The organism is Salinibacterium sp. dk2585 (genome assembly GCF_008001035.1).
In the GTDB taxonomy this organism is placed as follows: Bacteria; Actinomycetota; Actinomycetes; order Actinomycetales; family Microbacteriaceae; genus Homoserinimonas.
Genome location: NZ_CP042856.1, coordinates 908,464 through 927,377, shown reverse-complemented (window position 1 = coordinate 927,377; position 18,914 = coordinate 908,464). Strand labels below are relative to the sequence as shown.

General features: G+C 68.1%; 19 protein-coding genes and 1 tRNA gene. 7 read left to right on the top strand and 13 right to left on the bottom strand.

Annotated elements, in window-relative coordinates:
* Positions 1–76: 76 nt before the first annotated feature.
* Positions 77–661, top strand: coding sequence for a flavin reductase family protein (locus FVA74_RS04360; RefSeq protein WP_147723057.1), 585 nt, complete (start codon positions 77–79; stop codon positions 659–661).
* 50 nt (positions 662–711) lie between these two features.
* Here the strand turns inward: FVA74_RS04360 and FVA74_RS04355 are convergent.
* A tRNA-Lys gene (locus tag FVA74_RS04355) sits at positions 712–787 on the bottom strand.
* Positions 788–888: 101 nt separating this feature from the next.
* Between FVA74_RS04355 and bcp the strand changes: the two genes are divergently transcribed.
* Complete coding sequence (gene bcp / locus FVA74_RS04350) at positions 889–1,359, top strand: thioredoxin-dependent thiol peroxidase (protein WP_147720665.1); 471 nt, start codon at positions 889–891, stop codon at positions 1,357–1,359.
* Positions 1,360–1,387: 28 nt separating this feature from the next.
* Here bcp and FVA74_RS04345 read toward each other — a convergent pair whose 3' ends face one another.
* Entirely contained in the window at positions 1,388–1,807 is a 420-nt protein-coding gene (locus tag FVA74_RS04345) for a hypothetical protein (RefSeq protein ID WP_147720663.1), read from the bottom strand.
* Positions 1,808–2,011: 204 nt separating this feature from the next.
* Between FVA74_RS04345 and FVA74_RS04340 the strand changes: the two genes are divergently transcribed.
* Entirely contained in the window at positions 2,012–2,260 is a 249-nt protein-coding gene (locus FVA74_RS04340; protein WP_147720661.1) for a WhiB family transcriptional regulator, read from the top strand.
* 75 nt (positions 2,261–2,335) lie between these two features.
* On the opposite strand, the gene FVA74_RS04335 is transcribed toward FVA74_RS04340, so the two are convergent.
* Complete coding sequence (locus tag FVA74_RS04335) at positions 2,336–3,829, bottom strand: sensor histidine kinase (RefSeq protein ID WP_147720659.1); 1,494 nt, start codon at positions 3,827–3,829, stop codon at positions 2,336–2,338.
* Positions 3,830–3,908: 79 nt separating this feature from the next.
* Between FVA74_RS04335 and FVA74_RS04330 the strand changes: the two genes are divergently transcribed.
* Positions 3,909–4,370 (top strand): hypothetical protein, encoded by a 462-nt coding sequence (locus FVA74_RS04330; protein WP_147720658.1) that lies wholly within the window; start codon positions 3,909–3,911, stop codon positions 4,368–4,370.
* On the top strand, positions 4,367–5,986 hold the full coding sequence (locus tag FVA74_RS04325; RefSeq protein WP_147720656.1) for a DUF5671 domain-containing protein: 1,620 nt from the start codon (positions 4,367–4,369) through the stop codon (positions 5,984–5,986). Before FVA74_RS04330 ends, FVA74_RS04325 begins: the two co-directional genes overlap by 4 nt.
* A 9-nt stretch (positions 5,987–5,995) precedes the next feature.
* Here FVA74_RS04325 and FVA74_RS04320 read toward each other — a convergent pair whose 3' ends face one another.
* Both FVA74_RS04320 and FVA74_RS04315 read right to left on the bottom strand, forming a co-directional pair.
* Positions 5,996–7,237 (bottom strand): regulator, encoded by a 1,242-nt coding sequence (locus FVA74_RS04320; protein WP_187266462.1) that lies wholly within the window; start codon positions 7,235–7,237, stop codon positions 5,996–5,998.
* 1 nt (position 7,238) lies between these two features.
* Positions 7,239–7,874, bottom strand: a complete 636-nt coding sequence (locus tag FVA74_RS04315) for a hypothetical protein (RefSeq protein ID WP_147720654.1) — start codon at positions 7,872–7,874, stop codon at positions 7,239–7,241.
* A gap of 114 nt (positions 7,875–7,988) precedes the next feature.
* Here FVA74_RS04315 and FVA74_RS04310 point away from each other — a divergent pair, with 114 nt between their 5' ends.
* Complete coding sequence (locus FVA74_RS04310) at positions 7,989–8,267, top strand: helix-turn-helix domain-containing protein (protein ID WP_147720652.1); 279 nt, start codon at positions 7,989–7,991, stop codon at positions 8,265–8,267.
* Between the two features lie 7 nt (positions 8,268–8,274).
* On the opposite strand, the gene FVA74_RS04305 is transcribed toward FVA74_RS04310, so the two are convergent.
* A complete protein-coding gene (locus FVA74_RS04305; RefSeq protein WP_147720650.1) occupies positions 8,275–8,874 on the bottom strand; it encodes a hypothetical protein in 600 nt (199 codons plus the stop codon).
* A gap of 180 nt (positions 8,875–9,054) precedes the next feature.
* Here FVA74_RS04305 and FVA74_RS04300 point away from each other — a divergent pair, with 180 nt between their 5' ends.
* Positions 9,055–9,549 carry an Rv3235 family protein gene (locus tag FVA74_RS04300; RefSeq protein WP_240792300.1) on the top strand — a complete coding sequence of 165 codons (495 nt, stop codon included), beginning with the start codon at positions 9,055–9,057 and terminating at the stop codon, positions 9,547–9,549.
* Positions 9,550–9,555: 6 nt separating this feature from the next.
* Here the strand turns inward: FVA74_RS04300 and FVA74_RS04295 are convergent, their stop codons facing one another.
* From FVA74_RS04295 to mtrA, 7 genes are all read right to left on the bottom strand, one after another.
* Positions 9,556–10,119: a hypothetical protein gene (locus FVA74_RS04295; protein ID WP_147720649.1), complete on the bottom strand. Its 564-nt coding sequence runs from the start codon at positions 10,117–10,119 to the stop codon at positions 9,556–9,558.
* Between the two features lie 176 nt (positions 10,120–10,295).
* Positions 10,296–13,118: a preprotein translocase subunit SecA gene (gene secA, locus FVA74_RS04290; protein ID WP_147720647.1), complete on the bottom strand. Its 2,823-nt coding sequence runs from the start codon at positions 13,116–13,118 to the stop codon at positions 10,296–10,298.
* A gap of 171 nt (positions 13,119–13,289) precedes the next feature.
* Positions 13,290–13,973: a ribosome hibernation-promoting factor, HPF/YfiA family gene (hpf, locus tag FVA74_RS04285; RefSeq protein ID WP_147720645.1), complete on the bottom strand. Its 684-nt coding sequence runs from the start codon at positions 13,971–13,973 to the stop codon at positions 13,290–13,292.
* 105 nt (positions 13,974–14,078) lie between these two features.
* Positions 14,079–14,807 (bottom strand): ComF family protein, encoded by a 729-nt coding sequence (locus FVA74_RS04280; RefSeq protein ID WP_168220049.1) that lies wholly within the window; start codon positions 14,805–14,807, stop codon positions 14,079–14,081.
* Positions 14,808–14,895: 88 nt separating this feature from the next.
* Positions 14,896–16,581 carry an LpqB family beta-propeller domain-containing protein gene (locus FVA74_RS04275; RefSeq protein WP_168220048.1) on the bottom strand — a complete coding sequence of 562 codons (1,686 nt, stop codon included), beginning with the start codon at positions 16,579–16,581 and terminating at the stop codon, positions 14,896–14,898.
* Positions 16,574–18,202 (bottom strand): MtrAB system histidine kinase MtrB, encoded by a 1,629-nt coding sequence (gene mtrB, locus FVA74_RS04270; RefSeq protein WP_240792299.1) that lies wholly within the window; start codon positions 18,200–18,202, stop codon positions 16,574–16,576. The genes FVA74_RS04275 and mtrB overlap by 8 nt, the downstream gene beginning before the upstream one ends.
* Positions 18,189–18,869: an MtrAB system response regulator MtrA gene (gene mtrA / locus FVA74_RS04265; RefSeq protein ID WP_147720639.1), complete on the bottom strand. Its 681-nt coding sequence runs from the start codon at positions 18,867–18,869 to the stop codon at positions 18,189–18,191. Before mtrA ends, mtrB begins: the two co-directional genes overlap by 14 nt.
* Positions 18,870–18,914 lie beyond the last annotated feature (45 nt).

Sequence of the window (18,914 nt, the reverse complement as noted above, 5' to 3'; positions counted from 1 at the left end):
ACAGCGCAACAGCGTTAACCACATTCAGGTGCCCGCGACAGACTGGGGTGCAGACACCTCGACTGGAGATAGCTTCATGACGCACCACGCGACCGGAACCCACGCGACGCCAGCGCAGCACGCTGTCGCACGCATCAGCGACGCACGGCACGAGAACCCTGCCGCCGATGGCCTCACCGCTGAAGAGTTCAAGGCCGTCTTCCGCAACCACCCGGCCGGCGTTGCCGTCATCACGGCGGATGCCGGCGACGGGCCAGTCGGACTGACCGCGACATCCGTCTTCTCCGTCAGCGTCGAACCGCCCCTGCTCGTCTTCTCGGTGTCGTCGCTCTCGTCGGCAACGCCCACGATCCTCAAGGCCGAAACGCTCGTCGTGCACCTCCTCGGCGCCGAGCAACTCGACCTCGCGACGCTCTGCTCCACGAGCGGAATCGATCGCTTCGCCGACACCAGCCGCTGGAGTCGGCTCATCACGGGCGAGCCCTACTTCGTTGGCACCGACAGCTGGCTTCGCGGCCGCGTCGTCGAGCGCATGGAGGCCGGCAACTCGACCGTCATCGCGGTGCATGCGCTCCAGTCCTACGTGGCCGAAGAGCCGTCAGCGCCGCTCGTCTACCACAACCGCACGTGGCACGCGCTCGGGGAGCAGACAACGATCTAACGCCCCGGCCGAACGAAGAAGCCCCGCACTCTGAGAGTGCGGGGCTTTCTTGGTACACCCCCCGGGACTTGAACCCGGAACCCACTGATTAAGAGTCAGTTGCTCTGCCAATTGAGCTAGAGGTGCTCGGTGTCGAAGCTGACTTCGGCGCCGAGGAACAAGATTAGCATGAGTACAGGGCGCATCTGAAACCGGCCCTCAACCCCGTCGATTTTCCTAGGAGAACCATGCCTGAGACCCTGCTTGCCGTCGGTGACACCGCGCCCGCGTTCACCCTCCCCGACCAGGACGGCACCCAGGTATCGCTCTCCGACTTTGCCGGCCGGAAGGTCATCCTGTACTTCTATCCCGCGGCAAGCACCCCCGGCTGCACCACCCAGGCCTGCGACTTCCGCGACAGCCTCGAGCCCCTGGCATCCGCCGGGTATGTCGTGCTCGGCGTCTCGAAGGACCAGCCGGAGAAGCTGCGCAAGTTCAAGGATGCCGAGGGACTCACGTTCCCTCTGCTGAGTGATCCCGAGCTCGAGGCGCACAAGGCCTATGGCGCCTGGGGCGAAAAGCAGAACTACGGCAAGACCATCCAGGGCACGATCCGCTCGACCTTCGTAATCGGCGAGGGCGGCGAGGTCGAGCATGCCCTGCGCAACGTCAAGGCGACGGGGCACGTGCAGCGCGTGCGCAAGCTCCTCGGCGTCTAGGAGCGCAGGGCGACGGATGCCGCGGGGCTCAGTTCCTGCGCGCCGTCGCCTCGATCACCGATTTGGTGAACGTCAGCACGATCGCGACAAGCGAGGGCACAAGGAGTGCCCAGCCGAGGTCGGGCCGCGCCGTCTCGCCCTGGAAGAGGCCGACGGCGACGGCGATCTGCATCAACTGCCAGACCACGATGCCGGCGCGGGACCACGAGGCGCCGCGGAGCAGGTTCACGGTCAGGGCTGCAAGCCAGGCGGTCGCGACGAGCGCGAGCACGAGGAGCGCGATCGCTGAGGGGTACGAGACCGGCACCTCAACGATGAGTTCAATGATGAGGAACACCGACGCGGCCGCGAGGAGCAGGAACTCGAGGGCCAGGATGACGGCCAGGAGCAGCAGGGCCGGGCTGCGCCGCGGAGCGTTCATCTGGCGTTCATCGCCTAGCACATCCATATTTCGCTCCGTGTTCACAGTGTTTCCTTAGGGAAAAAATCGTTGATCTTCGACACCCGATATGAGAGTCTATTGGAGGCAAATTCAGCCCTCACAAAGCCGTGAGCAGTTGCCGAGAAACCCCACGAACTCTTTCACCGAGGTTTTTCTGTATCCCTGCGCGACCTTGTGAATGGGTCGCGCTCACCTAAGGAGCACTACTCAATGGATTGGCGCGATAACGCCGCATGTCTCACGGCTGACCCGGAACTCTTCTTCCCTGTCGGCAACACCGGTCCCGCGGTAGACCAGATCGAGAAGGCCAAGGCGGTGTGCGCTCGCTGCAGCGTCACCGAGATGTGCCTTCAGTACGCCCTCGAGACCAACCAGGATTCTGGTGTCTGGGGAGGCCTCAGCGAAGACGAGCGCCGCGCGCTCAAGCGCCGCGCCGCTCGCGCCCGTCGCGCCTCCTAGTTCAACACGTCGAAGCACCGGCCCCCCACAAGGGTGCCGGTGCTTTCTCGTTGCTGCGAGCGAGCGTGCGAGGGCTCAGTCCCGATTGATCCAGCCGAGCGGGATCTCGATCGTCACCTCGGTGCCGCTGCCCATGAGGGTGTGCCAGTCGATCGTGCCGCTCAGCTCGCCCTGGATGAGGGTTCGCACGATCTGCGTGCCCAGGCCGGCGCCCACTCTTCCTTCGGGCAGCCCGCTGCCGTTGTCGCGCACCTGCACCCGCAGCGCCTCCGCCGTGCGCTCCACTTCGATCTCGACCTGGCCGTCGCGGTCGGCGAGGCCGTGCTCGACGGCATTCGTCACCAGCTCTGTGAGCGCGAGGGCGAGCGGCGTCGCGTAGGCGCTGGGCAGTTCGCCGAAGCTTCCCGTGAACTTCGCGGTGGCCTTGGTGCCGTGATTCGAGGCGACCTCGGCGATGAGTCGCAGCACGCGGTCGAAGACGACGTCGAAGTTGACGCTCTGCGTGAGCCCCTCACTGAGAGTGTCGTGCACGACGGCGATCGCCTCGACGCGGCGCATCGCCTGGCTGAGGGATTCCCGCGCCTCCTCGCTGTGCGATCGCCGCGCCTGGATGCGCAGGAGGGATGCGACGGTCTGGAGGTTGTTCTTGACGCGGTGGTGGATCTCGCGGATCGTGGCATCCTTCGTGATCAGCTCGCGCTCCTGGTGCCGCAGCTCGGTCACGTCGCGGCAGAGCACGATGGCCCCGACCCGTTCCCCCCGCTCGCGGATGGGGATGGCGCGCAGGGTCACCGTCACGCCACGGGCCTCGATGTCGGTGCGCCACGGGGCGCGCCCCGTCACGACGAGCGGTAGCGACTCGTCCACGATGAGCTTGCCCGCGAGCAGCTGGGTCGTGACCTCGGCCAGCGACTCCCCCTCGAGTTCGCCCGAGAAACCCATGCGGTTGAAGGCCGACAGGCCGTTGGGGCTTGCAAAGGTCACGATGCCATCAACGTCGAGGCGAACGAGACCATCGGATGCTCGTGGTGCACCACGCCGCGGACCCGCCGGTGCCGCGAGGTCGGGAAAGTCGCCGCTCGCGATCATGCGGAAGAGCTCGTTGGCGCACTCGTTGAACGTCAGTTCCTGACGGCTCGGGGTGCGCGCCTCGCTAAGGTTGGTGTGCTTGGTGATGACGGCGATCGGATGCTCGGTCGTCTCAGGTGCGTTGGCCGCAAGTCGGCGGAACACGGGCACGGCGCGCACGCGGGTCGGGGTCTCCTCGAACCAGTCCGGGGCGGAGGAATCGACGATCTGCCCGCTCTCGAAGGCATCCGTCACCTGCTTCTTCCACTCGGGCTTGATGGGCTGGCCTACGAAGTCGCGGTAGAAGAGGGTCGCCGAACTCGAGGGGCGCGCATGAGAGACGGCGATGAAACTGCCGTCGGCCGAGGGCACCCACAGCACGATGTCGGCGAAGGCGAGATCTGCGAGCAGCTGCCAGTCGCCGATCAGGAGATGGAGCCACTCGATGTCCGCTTCGCTGAAGCGTCCCTGGGCACTGACGAGATCGGAGAGCGTCGACACCCCTCTAGGGTAGTCGGCGCGCGAGCCTGTGCCCGGCGAGGCGGCAACACCACCGCACCCGCTGCGCCAAGATGACAGCATGGACCCGACATCGCGCAGGCCTGACCGCGCACTCATCGTCATCGCCGCGATCGTTGTCGTGCTCGTCGCCGTCGCGCTCATCGCGGTGCTCACGCGCGACCAGCGCGCCGAACTCGACCCAGCGTCGCCAGAAGGTGTCGTGCAGCAGTACACGGGCGCGATGATCGATGCGGACCTTGCGTCCGCCCGCGAGCTCGTCGCGGACTCGGCACTCGAGCGGTGCGACTACTACAGCGACTATCAGCGCGAACGCGAGACGCGCGTGACGCTCGAGGGCAGCACCGTGAGTGGCTCATCCGCGGTCGTGCGGGTCGGGATCTCGACAGGCTACGACGGCGGCGTGTTCGGAGGCAGCTACGAGAACCACGACGAGTTCACACTCGACCGAGTCGATGGCGAATGGCTTGTCACGGGCGCGCCGTGGCAGTTCGACCCGTGCGTCCTGAGGGGCCTCAAGTGAGCCTGGCCGCGCAGGAGCGCGCACCCGGCGGAATCCACACGCTGCGGCGTGTCATCATGTACGCCCTCCTGGCGATCCTCGTGAGCGTCGCGGCATCCGGCGTGACGGGCCTGCTCCATCTCGCGCTGGAGACGGGCACCGTGCTCGACGACGCTGGTTCGCGCCTCGCGCAGTCCGTCGCATCCGTCATCGTCGCCGTGCCCCTCGGTGCCGTCGTCTACTGGCTCACGCGGCGATGGTTGAGCACGTTCGACGATCGGCGTTCGGTACTGTGGCCCGTCTACCTCGCCGTCTTCGGCACGATCGCGCTGTCGATCGGACTCTTCGCACTCGTCTCAGCCGCGAGCGAGGGAATCGCGGGACGCTGGTCGCCCTCCTCGCTCACGCTCGGCGTCGTCTGGACATCGATCTGGGCATGGCACGCCTGGATGTGGCAAAGCCCTTCGCACGCGCCGGGCCGGCTGCACGACGTCGCCCCCGCCCTCGGCGTGCTCGTCGGCATCGGTGTCGCGATCGCGGGCGGCATCGGCGTACTGTCGGTGCTCTTCTCCACGGCGCTCGTTTCCCCGGAATCAGCCCTTGTCGGAGCAGACCGCTGGTGGATCCCGCTCCTGCAACAACTCACCTGGGCACTCGCCGGTGGCTTGGTCTGGTGGTGGCACTGGCATTGGCGCGGTGTCGACCGTTCAGGCGCGCCGTTCGCGCGCTTCGTGCTCGTCGTCATCGCCGGCCTGATCGCCGTCGGCGTCACCCTCGGCGCGCTCGCGAGTGCAACCTACAGCGGGACCGCGCTCGTCCTGCACCTCGACAGTGTGAGTATCCTGCTCGACCAACTCGCCGCGTCGCTCGCTGCGGCCAGCATCGGCGCTCTCGTGTGGGCTGCGCACCGCACGCCCGTACGCCGCCAGCCCGAGGGCGTCGGCTGGTCGGTGCGCCTGGTCGCATCCGGGGTCGCGCTCATCGCCGCGGCATCCGGTCTCGGCGTCGTCGTCAACGCCCTCCTCGCGAGCACGGTCGACACCGTCGCGGGCGACAGCCGTTCGCTCCTCTTCGGCGGGCTCTCGACGCTCGCCGTCGGGGCGGTCGCCTGGATCACACTCTGGCGGCCGCAGGACGCCATTCCAGCCGAACCGGGAGACGGCTGGAACAGCTTCGGTGGCCGCCGCGCCTACCTCGTCGTCATCTTCGGCGCGAGCGCCGTCACCGCCGTCGTCACGCTCCTCGTGATCGCCTACGGAGTGCTCGAGTCCATTCTCGGGGTGCCGTGGTCAGGCGGCGTCGTGGAGTCGATCCGCGCACCCCTCGGCCTCCTCACGGCGACGGCGCTCGTCGCGATCTACCACTACCTCGTGTGGCGGCGAACGCCTGCCGCGCCGTCGACCGCCCGGCGCCACCCCGTCACACGGGTGACCCTCGTCGCCTCGGGCGTGACGGATGCCCTCGTCGCGACGCTTCGGGAGCAACAGGGAGCCGACGTGTCCGTATGGCCGACGCGCGATGCCCGAGCAGCACCGGATGCTTCGGTGATCCTGCGCGCGCTGCAGGACGAGACCGCGTCACATGTCCTGGTCATCGCGCGTGCCGACGGAATCGAGACGATCGCCCTGGCAGAGTGAGCTGGCCGGCTAGATCGTTGCTGGCTGCGCTTTCGCCCGCCTGAGGCGCCCGCGCCGTGCCCTCTTGGCCGCATCCGGCGGAAGGATGCGCTCGTTCACGAGGGTCGTGATCGCTGTGCGTGCCGGGGACTTGACCGCGACGTCGTAGAGCGTGGCCCCCTCCAAGACGGCGGCATCGAAGGCCGCTTGGTCGTGCGGGATCATGACGGGGGCAACAATTCCGCCGAAGCGCTCGAGGGACTGCGTCACCTGCCGGGCGGGTGACGCTCCCACGACTGCGGCCCGTAGGCGGTTCATGACGACGACCACGCGCTCCGTGACGATCGTCTCCAAGAGGTCGACGTGTGCGCGCAGGAAGCGCGAGAGCCCGACGGGATCCGCCGAGCCGACGGCCACCACCTGGTCCGCCGCCCGAAGCGCCTCGATCGTCGCAGCATTTCGGCGCGGCGCGAACATGTCGCTGCTGATCTCCTCGTCGTTCTCAAGGTTGAAGCCCGTGTCGACGACCGTGTAGTCGACCCATTCGCGGCAGAGCTCGAAGGCGCCCGCGACGCGGCTCGCCGAGAGTTCGGGCCACCGGCTCGGCCTGCCGATGCCCGTCAGCACCCAGAAACTGCCGTGCGATGAGACGTAACGCTGGGCGATGCGCTCGAGCTCGAGCTGGGTGAGCGAGCCCGTGCCTGCGAGACGGCATGCGGCGGCGAAACCCGGCGCCTCGTCGAGCAGTCCCAGTGTGGGCGCGACGGAACCGCTGTAGGTGTCGACATCTGCCAGCGCGACCGTGTGGCCGGCTGAGGCGAGCTCGGCCGCGATGTTGATCGCGAGGCTCGTGCGCCCCGGCGCCCCGGCGGGCCCCCACACGGCGATGACCCTGCCGCGGTCACCAGCAGAAGCGACAGGCGAGGATGCCTTGAGCGGGTTCGCGAGAAGCACCGCTTCGATCACTGGCCAGGTGGCTCCGCCCTCGACGACCTCGTGCAGGCCGACCGTGATGGCATTCCTGCGGCCGGCATCCGTGTCGTTGATCGCGACGACGCGCACGCCGGCGCGATCGGCCTCGGTCAGCAGGCGTGCGGTGAGGTAACGCTCCGCCGACGACACGACGACGAATTCCGCCGAGGAAGGGTCGAGCAGTGAGGCGAGTTCCCCTGCGCTCGCGCATCGCGCGACGATGTCGTGCCCGTGGTCTCGTGCGTCGTCCACGAGCACGCTCTCGATGTCGTGCGGGAGCGCGAAAGCGAGCCGGGCCATGTCATCGCTCCAAGGGGATGGCGGCCGGCACGAGCGAGAGGAAGTCCCCCGCGGCCTTCGCCTGCAGGAGGCGCGCGACGCGGTCGCGCGGCACGACGAGTTCGACGCTCGACACGGCGGCACCGGCAACCATGCTCTCCTCGCTCGAGATCGCGACGACGGTGGCCTCCGAGGCGACGATGCCGGGCGTCTCGCTCTCGTCGCCCGTCGCCCAGATATCCACCGTCGTGCCCGCACCAACGGACCGCGGCAGGTCGCCGCTCACCGAGACGACGAGGGATGCCCAGTCCGTGCTCCTCGCTTGCCCCACCGCGCTCGCGGGCACCAGTTCGCCAGCGCTGATCGTGCGCGTGACGACGATCTCGCCATCAGGCATGCGCGCCGGAGTGAGGTAATGCTCCGTCGCGACTCCCAGACGCACCTCGGTCTCGACGAGATCATCGACCGTGAGCACGTCTCCGATCGCGAGCGCAGACCCTGCCGCATACGCGGTGTCCGTGCGGTCGGCCGCGCCGACCAGCATGACGACGCCGGCGACGGATGTGACGACGAGCGCGATTCCGACGGCCAGGCGCGGGTCGAACCATCGCGGCCGCGACGGCCGTCTGGCCTGCTCGCCGGCACTCACTGGACTCATACGTCTCCTTCGGTCTGCGCGTCGTGCGAACCCATGGTGCTGCGGGACGGCCGCGCACGAGTGAAGTTATCCACAACGACCCATTGCGCAGGGACGCGGGCGCATAATCGATCTATGAATGGCTCCGGAGCGCACGAGGCCGCGCCGCTTGGTCGGTTCCTCACAATCGCCGACGTCGCCGAGATCCTCAACCTCTCGGCGAGCCAGGCGTACGGCCTGGTGCGTTCCGGCGAGCTTCCAGCCATCAAGGTCGGGGCTGGAGGGCACTGGCGCGTCGAACGCACCGTGCTGGAGTCGTACATCGACGCGAAGTACGAGGAGAACCGCAGGCACGGGCTCTGGAACCAGTCCGAGTTCGCCGATATCCCGGAACTCTCGATCGGCCTGCGCTGACGCGACGCTAGCCCGTGCGCACCATCTCGACGACCGAGAGCGGGACGACCCGGTAGCACGAGACCGACGACTCGCGCCGCGGAACGCCCGCTTCGTGCACCGCGAGGTCGAGATGGTCGCGCCCGACCCTGTCCACCGTGCCGTGCACGGCCCCTCCCGAAGTGAGGAAGATCGTGACGGCCGAACGGCGTCGGCAGAGATCTCGCAGCACATAGCCAAGGCCGAGTCGCGCCGAGAGGCCCTCCCCCTCGGCCCCGGCTGCGCGCGGGGAAGGGACGATGCTCTTTGACACCTGAGCCCTCGTGAGCGCGACACCCTGTAGCGCGGTGAACGGCACGATCGCGTGGTGACGAGCGGCGCCGACGGTGGCGAGCTCTCCCGAGACCCAGTCCCGGCCGAGGGTTGCCGGCGTGAGGTCGGCCGTCTGCCCCGAGACGAGCAGGAGACGCACGGCGCCGCCCTCATGCATGAGCGCCGAAAGCCTCTCTCGAAGCGAGAGCCGCGCGAGCCGCAGACGCTCCTCCTCGACGAGGAGGTCGGCTTCATCCGCCCTGAGACCGCCCTCCAGCTGGCTCTCCAGGTCATCGAAGAGGTTGTCCCAGCGCATGCAGTGACGCTAGGGCCAGGCGGAACCGTCAAGCCGGAGTTTTCCACAGCCCCGAATCGGGGGCGTGGACTATTTCTCAGCTGTCTGCTTGAGTCTCTCCGTACCCCCGAACGGGGGTAGACCGCATCCGACATACCCCCACCAGTCGCCGCCGGGCGACGAAGCCCGACGGAGCCTTTCATGACGCAAGCCATGCACGCAGCCGCGACGACCGAACCCGCCGCGGGGGCGACGCCGAGACTCCGCCCCACGACCGAGCGGCTGCCCAGCAAGGTCATCAGGGTTCCCTTCGAACCGGAGAGCTTCTTCGGCCACCAGCCGACGGCATCCGCTGCCCTCCCCGACCCACGGCCCCTGCTCGAGAACCTCACCCGCTGCGTCGTCGAGATCCTCGCCGGCGCGAGGGACCTGCAGCAGATCGCACGCTGGGTGACGGATGACGTCTACCGCAACCTCCTGAAGCGCGTCGTGCTCTCCGACCGCGCACGCAGGGCACGCGGACAGCAGGCCACGCGGCCGACCTTCACGATCGGCACTGTCGTGACCGATGAACCGCGAGACGGCGTCGTCGAGGCAACCGTCATCGTGCACGGACGCGCACGCAGCAGGGCGGTGGCAATCCGCCTCGAGGGGCTCGACTCGCGCTGGCGCGCCACCGCGATCAACGTGCTCTGAAGCGCGTCAGTCGGCGATGTCGTAGCGGTAGGAGTAACCGATGATGCCGCCGTCGGGAGTGAACGAGAGCTGGTAGTCAACGTGGGCCTCGACCGCTGAAGCCGCGTCCTGCGCCCGGTAGCTCGCATCCGCTTCCAGCACGACGAGGAGCGAGCGCGGGCCCGCCTTGCCACCCTGCGCCGTGACCCGCGTGACGGTCACGCGAATCTCGGATGCTCGGGGCGCACCATCCCGCGCGAGCGGAGGCAGACGATCGTGGAGCACGACCCCGTCCGTCGGAATGAAGTCAACGAAGCGGTAGGGCGTCGCGGCATACCAATCGTCCACCGTGCCGTTTTGCTGCGTGTCAAGGATCGATGAGTCGAGCACTTCCTCGACAAGGAAGGTCACGGCCGTCTTCTGCGCTGCGTGCGCCTCCTCGCGCGTGAAGGCCCAGGTCTCGAGCGCATCCAGTCGGACGCGCTCCTCATCGAGCTGCATCGCCGGCGAGTCGGGCGAGGGAGACACGGCGCAGTAGGAACCGAGTGCGTCGGTGATGGTTTCGCGGGCGATGACGTCGTTGCTCCCCAACGGCTCCCCGATGGGGCACGCCACCGCCGGGGTCGGTGACGGCGACGGCCGTGCTGAGCGCGACTGCTCGGCAGGCGCCGCGCTGCACGACGCACACAGCAAAATCAACGCAAATGCGGCCCCGCCCGAGGCTGATGCTCGGGACGTGGCCGCACGGCGGGGCTGCGTGGCGCCCTCTACTTCTTCTTGCCCTGGGCGCGCCGCTGGGCACGGTTGACGGGAGGCGTGCTCGACCCCTGCGTCTGCCCGAAGGCACCGCGCTGGGCGGGCTGCGCCGGGGTGCCGGCCGCCGCCGCTGCACGCGGCGCTGTCGCGACCGCCTGCTGGGCGCGCTGGCGAGCCGTCGACGCTGCGTCAACCTGTCCGCGCTCGTTGCGCACCTCAACCTCGCCCGAGCTGTCGGCGCTGGGAGCCGAGTACTTGAGTCCCTGCACGGGTGGCGTGCCTGCGCTGAGGCCCTTGGCCGCGACGACGGGCGCGGAGGCAGTCGCGCCTGCCTGCGTGACCTCAACCTCGAGGTTGAAGAGGAAGCCGACGGCCTCCTCGCGGATCTGGTCCATCATCGTCTGGAAGAGCGCGAAGCCCTCGCGCTGGTACTCGACGAGCGGATCGCGCTGGGCCATCGCCCGCAGGCCGATGCCGTCCTTGAGGTAGTCCATCTCGTAGAGGTGGTCGCGCCAGCGGCGATCGATGACGGAGAGCACGACGCGACGCTCGAGCTCCCGCATGGCGGGCGAACCGAGCGACTCCTCGCGCTTCTGGTAGGCGAGCTTCGCATCCGAGAGGATCTCGTCGAGTAGGAGGTCGTGGGTGACCTTGCCGCGCGTGCCCGCCTCCTCGATGACCTCGTCGGGCGTGATCGAGATGGGGAACAGCGGCCGCAGCTCGGCCCAGAGCGCGTCGAGGTCCCAGTCGTCGGCGTGGCCTTCTGCCGTGTGCACGTTGACGATGTCGGTGATGACGTCTTCCAGGAACCGCTGGGCGCGCTCCTGCAGGTCGTCGCCCTCCAGGATGCGTCGGCGGTCGTTGTAGATCGCCTCGCGCTGACGGTTGAGCACGTCGTCGTACTTGAGCACGTTCTTGCGGATCTCGGCGTTGCGCCCCTCGACCTGCGCCTGCGCGCTGCGGATCGCCTTGCTGACGAGCTTTGACTCGATCGCGATGTCGTCGGGCACATTGCCGCGGCCCATGAGTGACTCGGCGGCCTGTGAGTTGAACAGGCGCATGAGGTCGTCGGTCAGCGAAAGGTAGAAGCGGCTCTCACCGGGGTCGCCCTGACGGCCGGAACGACCGCGAAGCTGGTTGTCGATGCGGCGCGACTCGTGGCGCTCCGTGCCGAGCACGTAAAGACCGCCGACCTCGATGACCTTGTCGGCCTCAGACTTGACCTCGGCGCTGACACGCTCGTAGACCTCGTCCCACGCCGCCTCGTACTCCTCAGGCGTGTCGACCGGGCTGAGCCCGCGCTTGTTCATCTCCGCGACAGCGAGGAACTCGGCGTTGCCACCGAGCATGATGTCGGTGCCTCGACCGGCCATGTTGGTCGCGACGGTGACCGAACCGAGTCGACCCGCCTGCGCGACGATCGCGGCTTCACGCGCGTGGTTCTTCGCGTTGAGCACCTCGTGCTTGACCCCGCGCTTCGCGAGCAGCTTGGAGAGGTATTCGCTCTTCTCGACGCTCGTCGTGCCGACGAGCACAGGCTGGCCCTTCTTGTGCCGGTCGACGATGTCTTCAGCGACCTGCTCGAACTTGACTTGCTCGTTCTTGTAGACGAGGTCGGGCTGGTCGATGCGCAGCATCGGCTTGTTGGTCGGGATTGCGACGACGCCGAGCTTGTAGGTGCTCATGAACTCGGCGGCCTCGGTCTCGGCCGTTCCCGTCATGCCCGAGAGCTTGTTGTAGAGGCGAAAGTAGTTCTGCAGCGTGATCGTGGCCAGGGTCTGGTTCTCAGCCTTCACCGCGACGCCCTCCTTGGCCTCGATCGCCTGGTGGATGCCCTCGTTGTAGCGGCGCCCCATCAGGATGCGGCCCGTGTGCTCGTCGACGATGAGCACCTCGCCGTTCATGACGACGTAGTCCTTGTCTTTCTTGAAGAGCGCGGCGGCCTTGATCGAGTTATTGAGGAAGGAGATGAGGGGCGTATTGGCCGACTCGTAGAGGTTGTCGATGCCGAGGTAGTCTTCGACCTTCTCGATGCCGGGCTCGAGCACGCCGACAGTGCGCTTCTTCTCGTCGACCTCGTAGTCGACACCGGGCACGAGTCGCTTCGCGAGGCCGGCGAACTCCGTGAACCAGCGGTTGGCCTCACCCGAGGAGGGCCCGGAGATGATGAGCGGCGTGCGGGCCTCGTCGATGAGGATCGAGTCGACCTCGTCGACGATCGCGAAGTGGTGGCCGCGCTGCACCATGTCGGATGCCTGCCACGCCATGTTGTCGCGCAGGTAATCGAAGCCGAACTCGTTGTTGGTGCCGTAGGTGATGTCGGCCTCGTACTGCTCACGCCGCACGGCGGGAGTCTGGCCGGACACGATGCATCCTGTGGTCATGCCGAGCGCGCGGAAGATGCGTCCCATGAGCTCCGACTGGTAGCTCGCCAGGTAGTCGTTGACCGTGATGACGTGAACGCCACGCGAGGGGATCGCATTGAGGTAGGCGGCGAGGGTCGCGACCAGGGTCTTGCCCTCACCGGTCTTCATCTCGGCGATGTTGCCGAGGTGGAGCGCCGCACCACCCATGAGCTGCACATCGAAGTGCCGCATGCCGAGGGTGCGCACCGCGGCCTCGCGCACGGCGGCGAAGGCTTCCGGCAGCAGGTCGTCGAGGGACTCGCCGTTGCCGTAGCGGGTGCGCAGCTCGGTCGTCTCATTGCGCAGCTCGTCGTCGGTGAGCTCCTTGAAGTCCGACTCAAGGTCGTTGACCGCGGCGGCATAGCGCTGCAGCCTGCGCATCGTGCGTCCCTCGCCGACGCGCAGGACGCGCTCTAGAACATTAGCCACGGATCTGCTCCTCAAGATTGTGTCGGGTTGTGCCGGCAGGCCCGGGCCGGCTCCCTCGCCAGCTGATGGCGCGCACGCACAGCACCCTTAACCGTAGCAATCCTAGCCGTCACGATTCTGAGGACGACACGGGCGGGCATCCGTGCACCGGATGCCCGCTCGTTCGTTCACTCAGGCGCGTGCGCGTCGCTTGCCCCGCACCTCCGTCGCCTCTGCCTCGTCTTCAAGGGAGATGACTCCGTAGTCCCAGCCCTTGCGCCGGTAGACGACGCTCGGCCGGTCGGTCTCCGCGTCCACGAAGAGGTAGAAGTCGTGACCGACCAACTCCATGTGGTCGACCGCCTCGTCGACCTTCATGGTGGCCGACGGGAACACCTTGCGGCGGATGACGACGGGACTCCAGTCGTCATCGCCCGCCTCCGGCTCGGCCACCACGGGAACGGATCCCGTCGTGACCTTCTCGATCACCTCGGGACTCGCGGGTGTGATGTCGATGACATTGAATCCCGCCGCGGACGCCTCCTGCAAGGAGGTGGGGCGGTGCTGGCCACGGTGCACCTTGCGGCGGTCCTTCGCGCGGCGAATCTGCTCGAGGATCTTGCCGAGCGCGACATCGAAGGCAACGTACTTGTCTGAGCCTGAAGCCTCGGCCCGCACGAGTGGCCCCGGCCCGACGATCATGAGCTCGACCCTGTCCTCGCCAGGCTGCCCGTTCCTGTCGCTGTGGCGGCTGACCTTGATCTCGAAGTCCATCGCCTTGGGCAGCAGAGTGGAAACCTTCTCCGCCTTCTCCGTCGCGTATTCACGGAAGCGATCCGTGATCCCCACATTGCGTCCGTTGATGGAAATTTCCATGGCGTCCTCCCGGTTCTGTGGCGACGCACCGACCGCGAACCAGGCGATCAAGTGCGCCTCTTTCACACACCGTAGCCCCGGGGCGCTGTGGAAGTCACGAGAACATCACGACGGAGGTCGAGACTCGGCGTGTCGCAGGGGCGTCGCCGCGAGTGCGGCAGCGCCGATGACCTCACCACCGGCCTCCCACACGGCACGCGCCGCCTCGAGGAGGGTGGCGCCCGAGGTCACGACATCGTCGATGAGCAACACCTCCATCCCGTGCAACGCATGCCGCGCCCGCAGTGTGCCGCGCGCGTTGCGCAGCCGATCCTCGATGCCCAGGAGCTTTTGCGTTCCCGAAGGGGCAACGCGGCGCAGCAGGGGCGGCACGCGACGTCCCGTGATGCGTCTCGCGAGCATCCGCACGGGGTCGTAGCCGCGTGCCCGCGCTGAGGCCGCTCCCTGCGGTACAGGGCAGAGCACAATGCCGCTCGCATTCGGAACGCGACCGCGATGATCGTCGAGTGCCGCCTCGACGGCACGAGCGAACGACACGGCGAGCGCCCCCGCAACGTCGGTGCGGCCCTGCTCCTTGAAGGCGAGGAGCGCGCTGCGCACCGTGCCCTCATAGGCCACGGCGGAGACGGTGTCGAGCTCGGGCAGTGACGACGGATGCTCGCCGCTGGCGGCCTTGAGCCGCCTGCGGATGAGGGGGCCGTCAAGTGCGGTGCAACACTCTGCGCACAGCGCCCTGTCCGGCCCGCCGCAACCCGCACACGTGACGGGCAGGAGCACGGCGAGTGCGTCGAGCGCGGCCATCCGCGCGAGGTCGAGGAGCGTTCGGTCTGGCACTGCACCAGCCTGCCGCGACAGCGACGCGTGCGGGACCCCGGACCGGGCCCGGTGGACGGCAGTCACCGTCAGGCGCTGTGAGGGGAGGCTAGCGCTGCACCGCGAGGACGTCTGCCGTGATCTGCGTCGTCTGCCAGCCGCTCGGCCGCCGAGCGGAGAGGGAGCCGTCCGCGCCGAGCACGCGCAGGCCGGCCTCGCCGTTGCCGCCGACGATCTGCACGGCATCATCGGGTCCGCCGAGCGATTCGCTGCTCCCGCCCACCTGATGCGCGACGACCGACACGTCGGGACCTGTCGCGGTCAGGGTGGCGACCGTCGTGCCGTCGACCCAGGCGATGCCGCGGGCATCCGTGCCGGGGACCGTCGTGTCGATGACGGGCACGCCGAGCGTGGTCGGCACATTCGAACCCCCAGTGCCCCGCACGATCGCCGAGACGAGGAGGCGCGGACCGGCAGGGGTCGCGAGGAGGATCGCGATGCGGGCACCGTCGCGGGAGACCTCCATGTCGGCGACGCGGGCATCCGCCGGCAGGTTGCTCGTGATCTCGTGCACGGTGCCGTCGAAGGCGAGCGCTCGAAGCGCCGCGGGCGCGTCGGCGGGCACGCTCCAGACGTAGCCGTAGCCGTCGAGGTCCGGCGCGACCAATCCGGGCCGGGAGTCGAGGAGCACGGGCTCCGAGTTTCGGCGAACGACAGCGACGCCATTCTGGTTCAGCACTGCGGCCGTGCCGCCTCCTCGTGCGAGCGTCACGGCGCGGGGCGACAGCGCTTCGACCTGCTCGCTGAGCCCATCGATCGGCGAGATCTGCCCGTTGGCCGAGTACCCGAATTTCCCGTCGTCCAGCACGAGCGGCCGATTGTCGACCTGGTAGCGGGGTTGCGGCATCCCGGGCGAGGGGTCCGGAATCTCGAAGGGGCTGCCATCGACCGAGATACTGACGGCGGTAACGAGGTCGAGGCTCGACTCGATCTGCAGTCGCATGAGCTGGCGCTGCCCGACGGGCGCCGCCAGCGCTTCGCTCGTGAGATCGACGGATGCCACGGAGCCCTCAACCGCGACGCGCTTCGGTGAGGTCAGCTGGGTGCCGGCGGGGAACGCCGTCGTCGCGGCCCCTTCGAGCCACGCGGGCGGGCCAGCGAGGAGGGCCGACATGACGCGCGTGGCCGCCGTTGGCCCGGCCGGGAACCAGCGCAGGTCGGGAACGAGCGCGGTGCCGCCCGGGTCGACGAAATAGAGCACGTGTTCGCTGAAGACATTGTCGAACTGGCTCTCCGAGAGCAGGATGCCGTTGGGGGCCGCGCTGATGCGCCACTCCCCCTCCTCGCGCACGAACTCGTAGTGGAGGGTCGAGGGGGCTGCGCTAAACCGCCGATAGGAGCCGGCCGCGTCGACGGATGCGGTTGCCGAGCCGACCACGACATCCATCGTGTCCTCAGATGCCGCGACATAGTTGATGCTGCCGGAGTGCACGAGCACGCTCTCGCGCGGCTCCCACTCGTTGACGAAGCCGGACGAGAGGAACTGCCGCGCGACGTCGTAGTTGCCCGAGCCCTTGAAGGCACTGATGAAGCCGCGCAGGATCTGCTCCATGCTGTCGCCTTCTGCCGGGCCTTCGACGATGTACTCGGCGCCGCCGGGATCCTGTTGGCTCACCTCGGAGCCCGTGACGACATCGCCGCTTGAGGGGATGCCGCTGCAGGCGGCGAGCGGGATGGCCATGGCGAGGAGGGCGAGGACCGCCGCGAGCCGACGCGTGGAACCGCGCTCACGCATCCGTCTCACCGCCCTCGGGAAGGTCGACATCCGCCGGGAGCTCGACCGGCGACTCGCCGAGCGGCTCACCGTGGTGGCGAGGGAGGGTGAGCCGGAAGCAGGTTCCCTGGCCTGGTCGTGACCATGCGTCGAGCTGCCCCCCGTGGAGCGCCGCGTCCTCCTGGGCGATCGCGAGGCCGAGGCCCGTGCCCCCGATCGTGCGCTTGCGCGAGGGGTCTGCCCGCCAGAACCGGTCGAAGACGCGCGCAAGCTGCGCCTCGGTCATTCCGACGCCGTGGTCGCGCACCGTCAGGCCGATCGCCGTCTCGTTGCTGTCGACCGTAATCACGATGGGCTGCCCCTCGCCGTGTTCGACCGCGTTGCCGAGGAGGTTGCGCAGGATGCGACGGATGCGACGAGGGTCGAGTTCCGCCTCGACGTGCCCGCCCGGCGCGACCACCGTGATGTCGGAGCCGTGCTCCTGCGCGATGGGGACCATGGTCTCGGCGACGTCCTCCGCGAGGCGCACGAGGTTGGTGGGTTCGAGTTCGAGTTCGACCGCGCCCGCGTCATAGCGGCTGATCTCGAGGAGGTCGGCGAGGAGGAGTTCGAAGCGCTCGACCTGCGTGTGGAGCAGTTCCGCCGTGCGCGCGGTCGTGGGGCTGAAGTCAGCCCGCTGGTCATAGAGCACGTCGCCCGCGAGGCGGATGGTCGTGAGGGGCGTGCGCAACTCGTGGGAGACGTCGGAGACGAAGCGCTGCTGCATCCGGGACACCTCGGCGAGCCGCGTGATCTTCTGCTGGAGGCTGTCCGCCATGCCGTTGAACGACCGCGCGAGGGTCGCGATGACGTCTTCGCCCCGCTCGGGAATGCGCTCCTCCAGTCGGCCGGCCGCGAGGCGTTCACTTGCCGCAGCGGCGAGTCGCACGGGAGCGACCACGAGACGCACGACGATCCACGTGACTCCCCCGATCAGCAGCACGAGCGACGCGAGGCCGATCACGAGGGTCTGCTGCACCGAGTCGAGCGTGCGCTGCGTCTCGCCGAGGTCGAAGATCAGGTAGAACTCGTAGCTTCCCGCCGAGGGCACGGTCACGAGGGAGCCGGCGATGAGCCCCGGCGTTCCCTCTGGCAGCTCGACCGACTGGAGGTAGACCCTGCCCGTGTCCTGCCGCACGACGTTGCGGAGGTCGCGGCTCAGGATGCTCGACTCGAAGCCACGGCTGACGGTCGACGGCATCGTGAACTGGGTGCTCTGCCCCGGCGCCCGCAGCATCGCGAAGCCCGTGCTGCCGGGGCTCGTCGTGGACGAGAGGATGCGATTGCGCACGTCGCGACTGAGTTCGTCGAAGTCCACGCGCCCCGCCTCGTCGGCCGCGAGCGCGCTCGTGAAGTAGTCCTGCGCGAGCAGGGTGGCCCGTGCGTGTTCCGCCTCGACCTGGTCCTTGCGGGAGTTGAAGAGGTTGCCAGCGATCACGGTGGACATATAGGTGCCGATGACCATGACGGCGAGCCCCGAGAGCACGACCGTGATCGCGACGGTGCGGAACTGCAGGGATGACCGCCACGTGCTCAGGACGGCGCCCCGCAGCATCCGCCACTGCATTGCCGGCAGCGACGCGGGGGTCTCAGCGGCCGGCACCGGCCCGGTATCCGACCCCTCGCACTGTCGTCACGATCGACGGGTTGTCTGGATCGAGCTCCACCTTGGCGCGAAGGCGCTGCACGTGCACGTTCACGAGGCGCGTGTCGGCCTTGTAGTGGTAGCCCCAGACCTGCTCGAGCAGCATCTCGCGCGTAAAGACCTGCTGCGGCTTGAGTGCGAGGGCGAGGAGCAGTTCGAACTCGAGGGGGGTCAGATTGATGGCGGTGTCGCCTCGGCGCACCTCGTGCCCGGCGACATCGATCGTGAGATCGCCGATGCGCAGCACGTCGCTCGATGATTTCGGTGACGGTCGCAGGCGCGTACGGATGCGCGCCACGAGCTCCTTCGGGTTGAACGGCTTGACGACGTAGTCGTCGGCACCGCTCTCGAGCCCCCGCACGACATCCGTCGTGTCCGACTTGGCGGTCAGCATGATGATGGGCGTGCCCGACTCGGCCCGGATCTCGGCGCACACCTCGATGCCGTCCTTGCCTGGAAGCATGAGGTCGAGGAGCACGAGATCGGGGCGGGACGAGCGGAAGGCCTCGAGGGCGCCGGCGCCGTCGGCGCAGAAGGTCGGCGTGAAGCCCTCCGACTGCAGGACGATGCCGATCATCTCTGCGAGCGCGGTGTCATCGTCAACCACCAGGATGCGAGCGTTCATCGTCCCGTCTCAGTGTCGGCACCCCATGGTTCACGGGATGGTGAG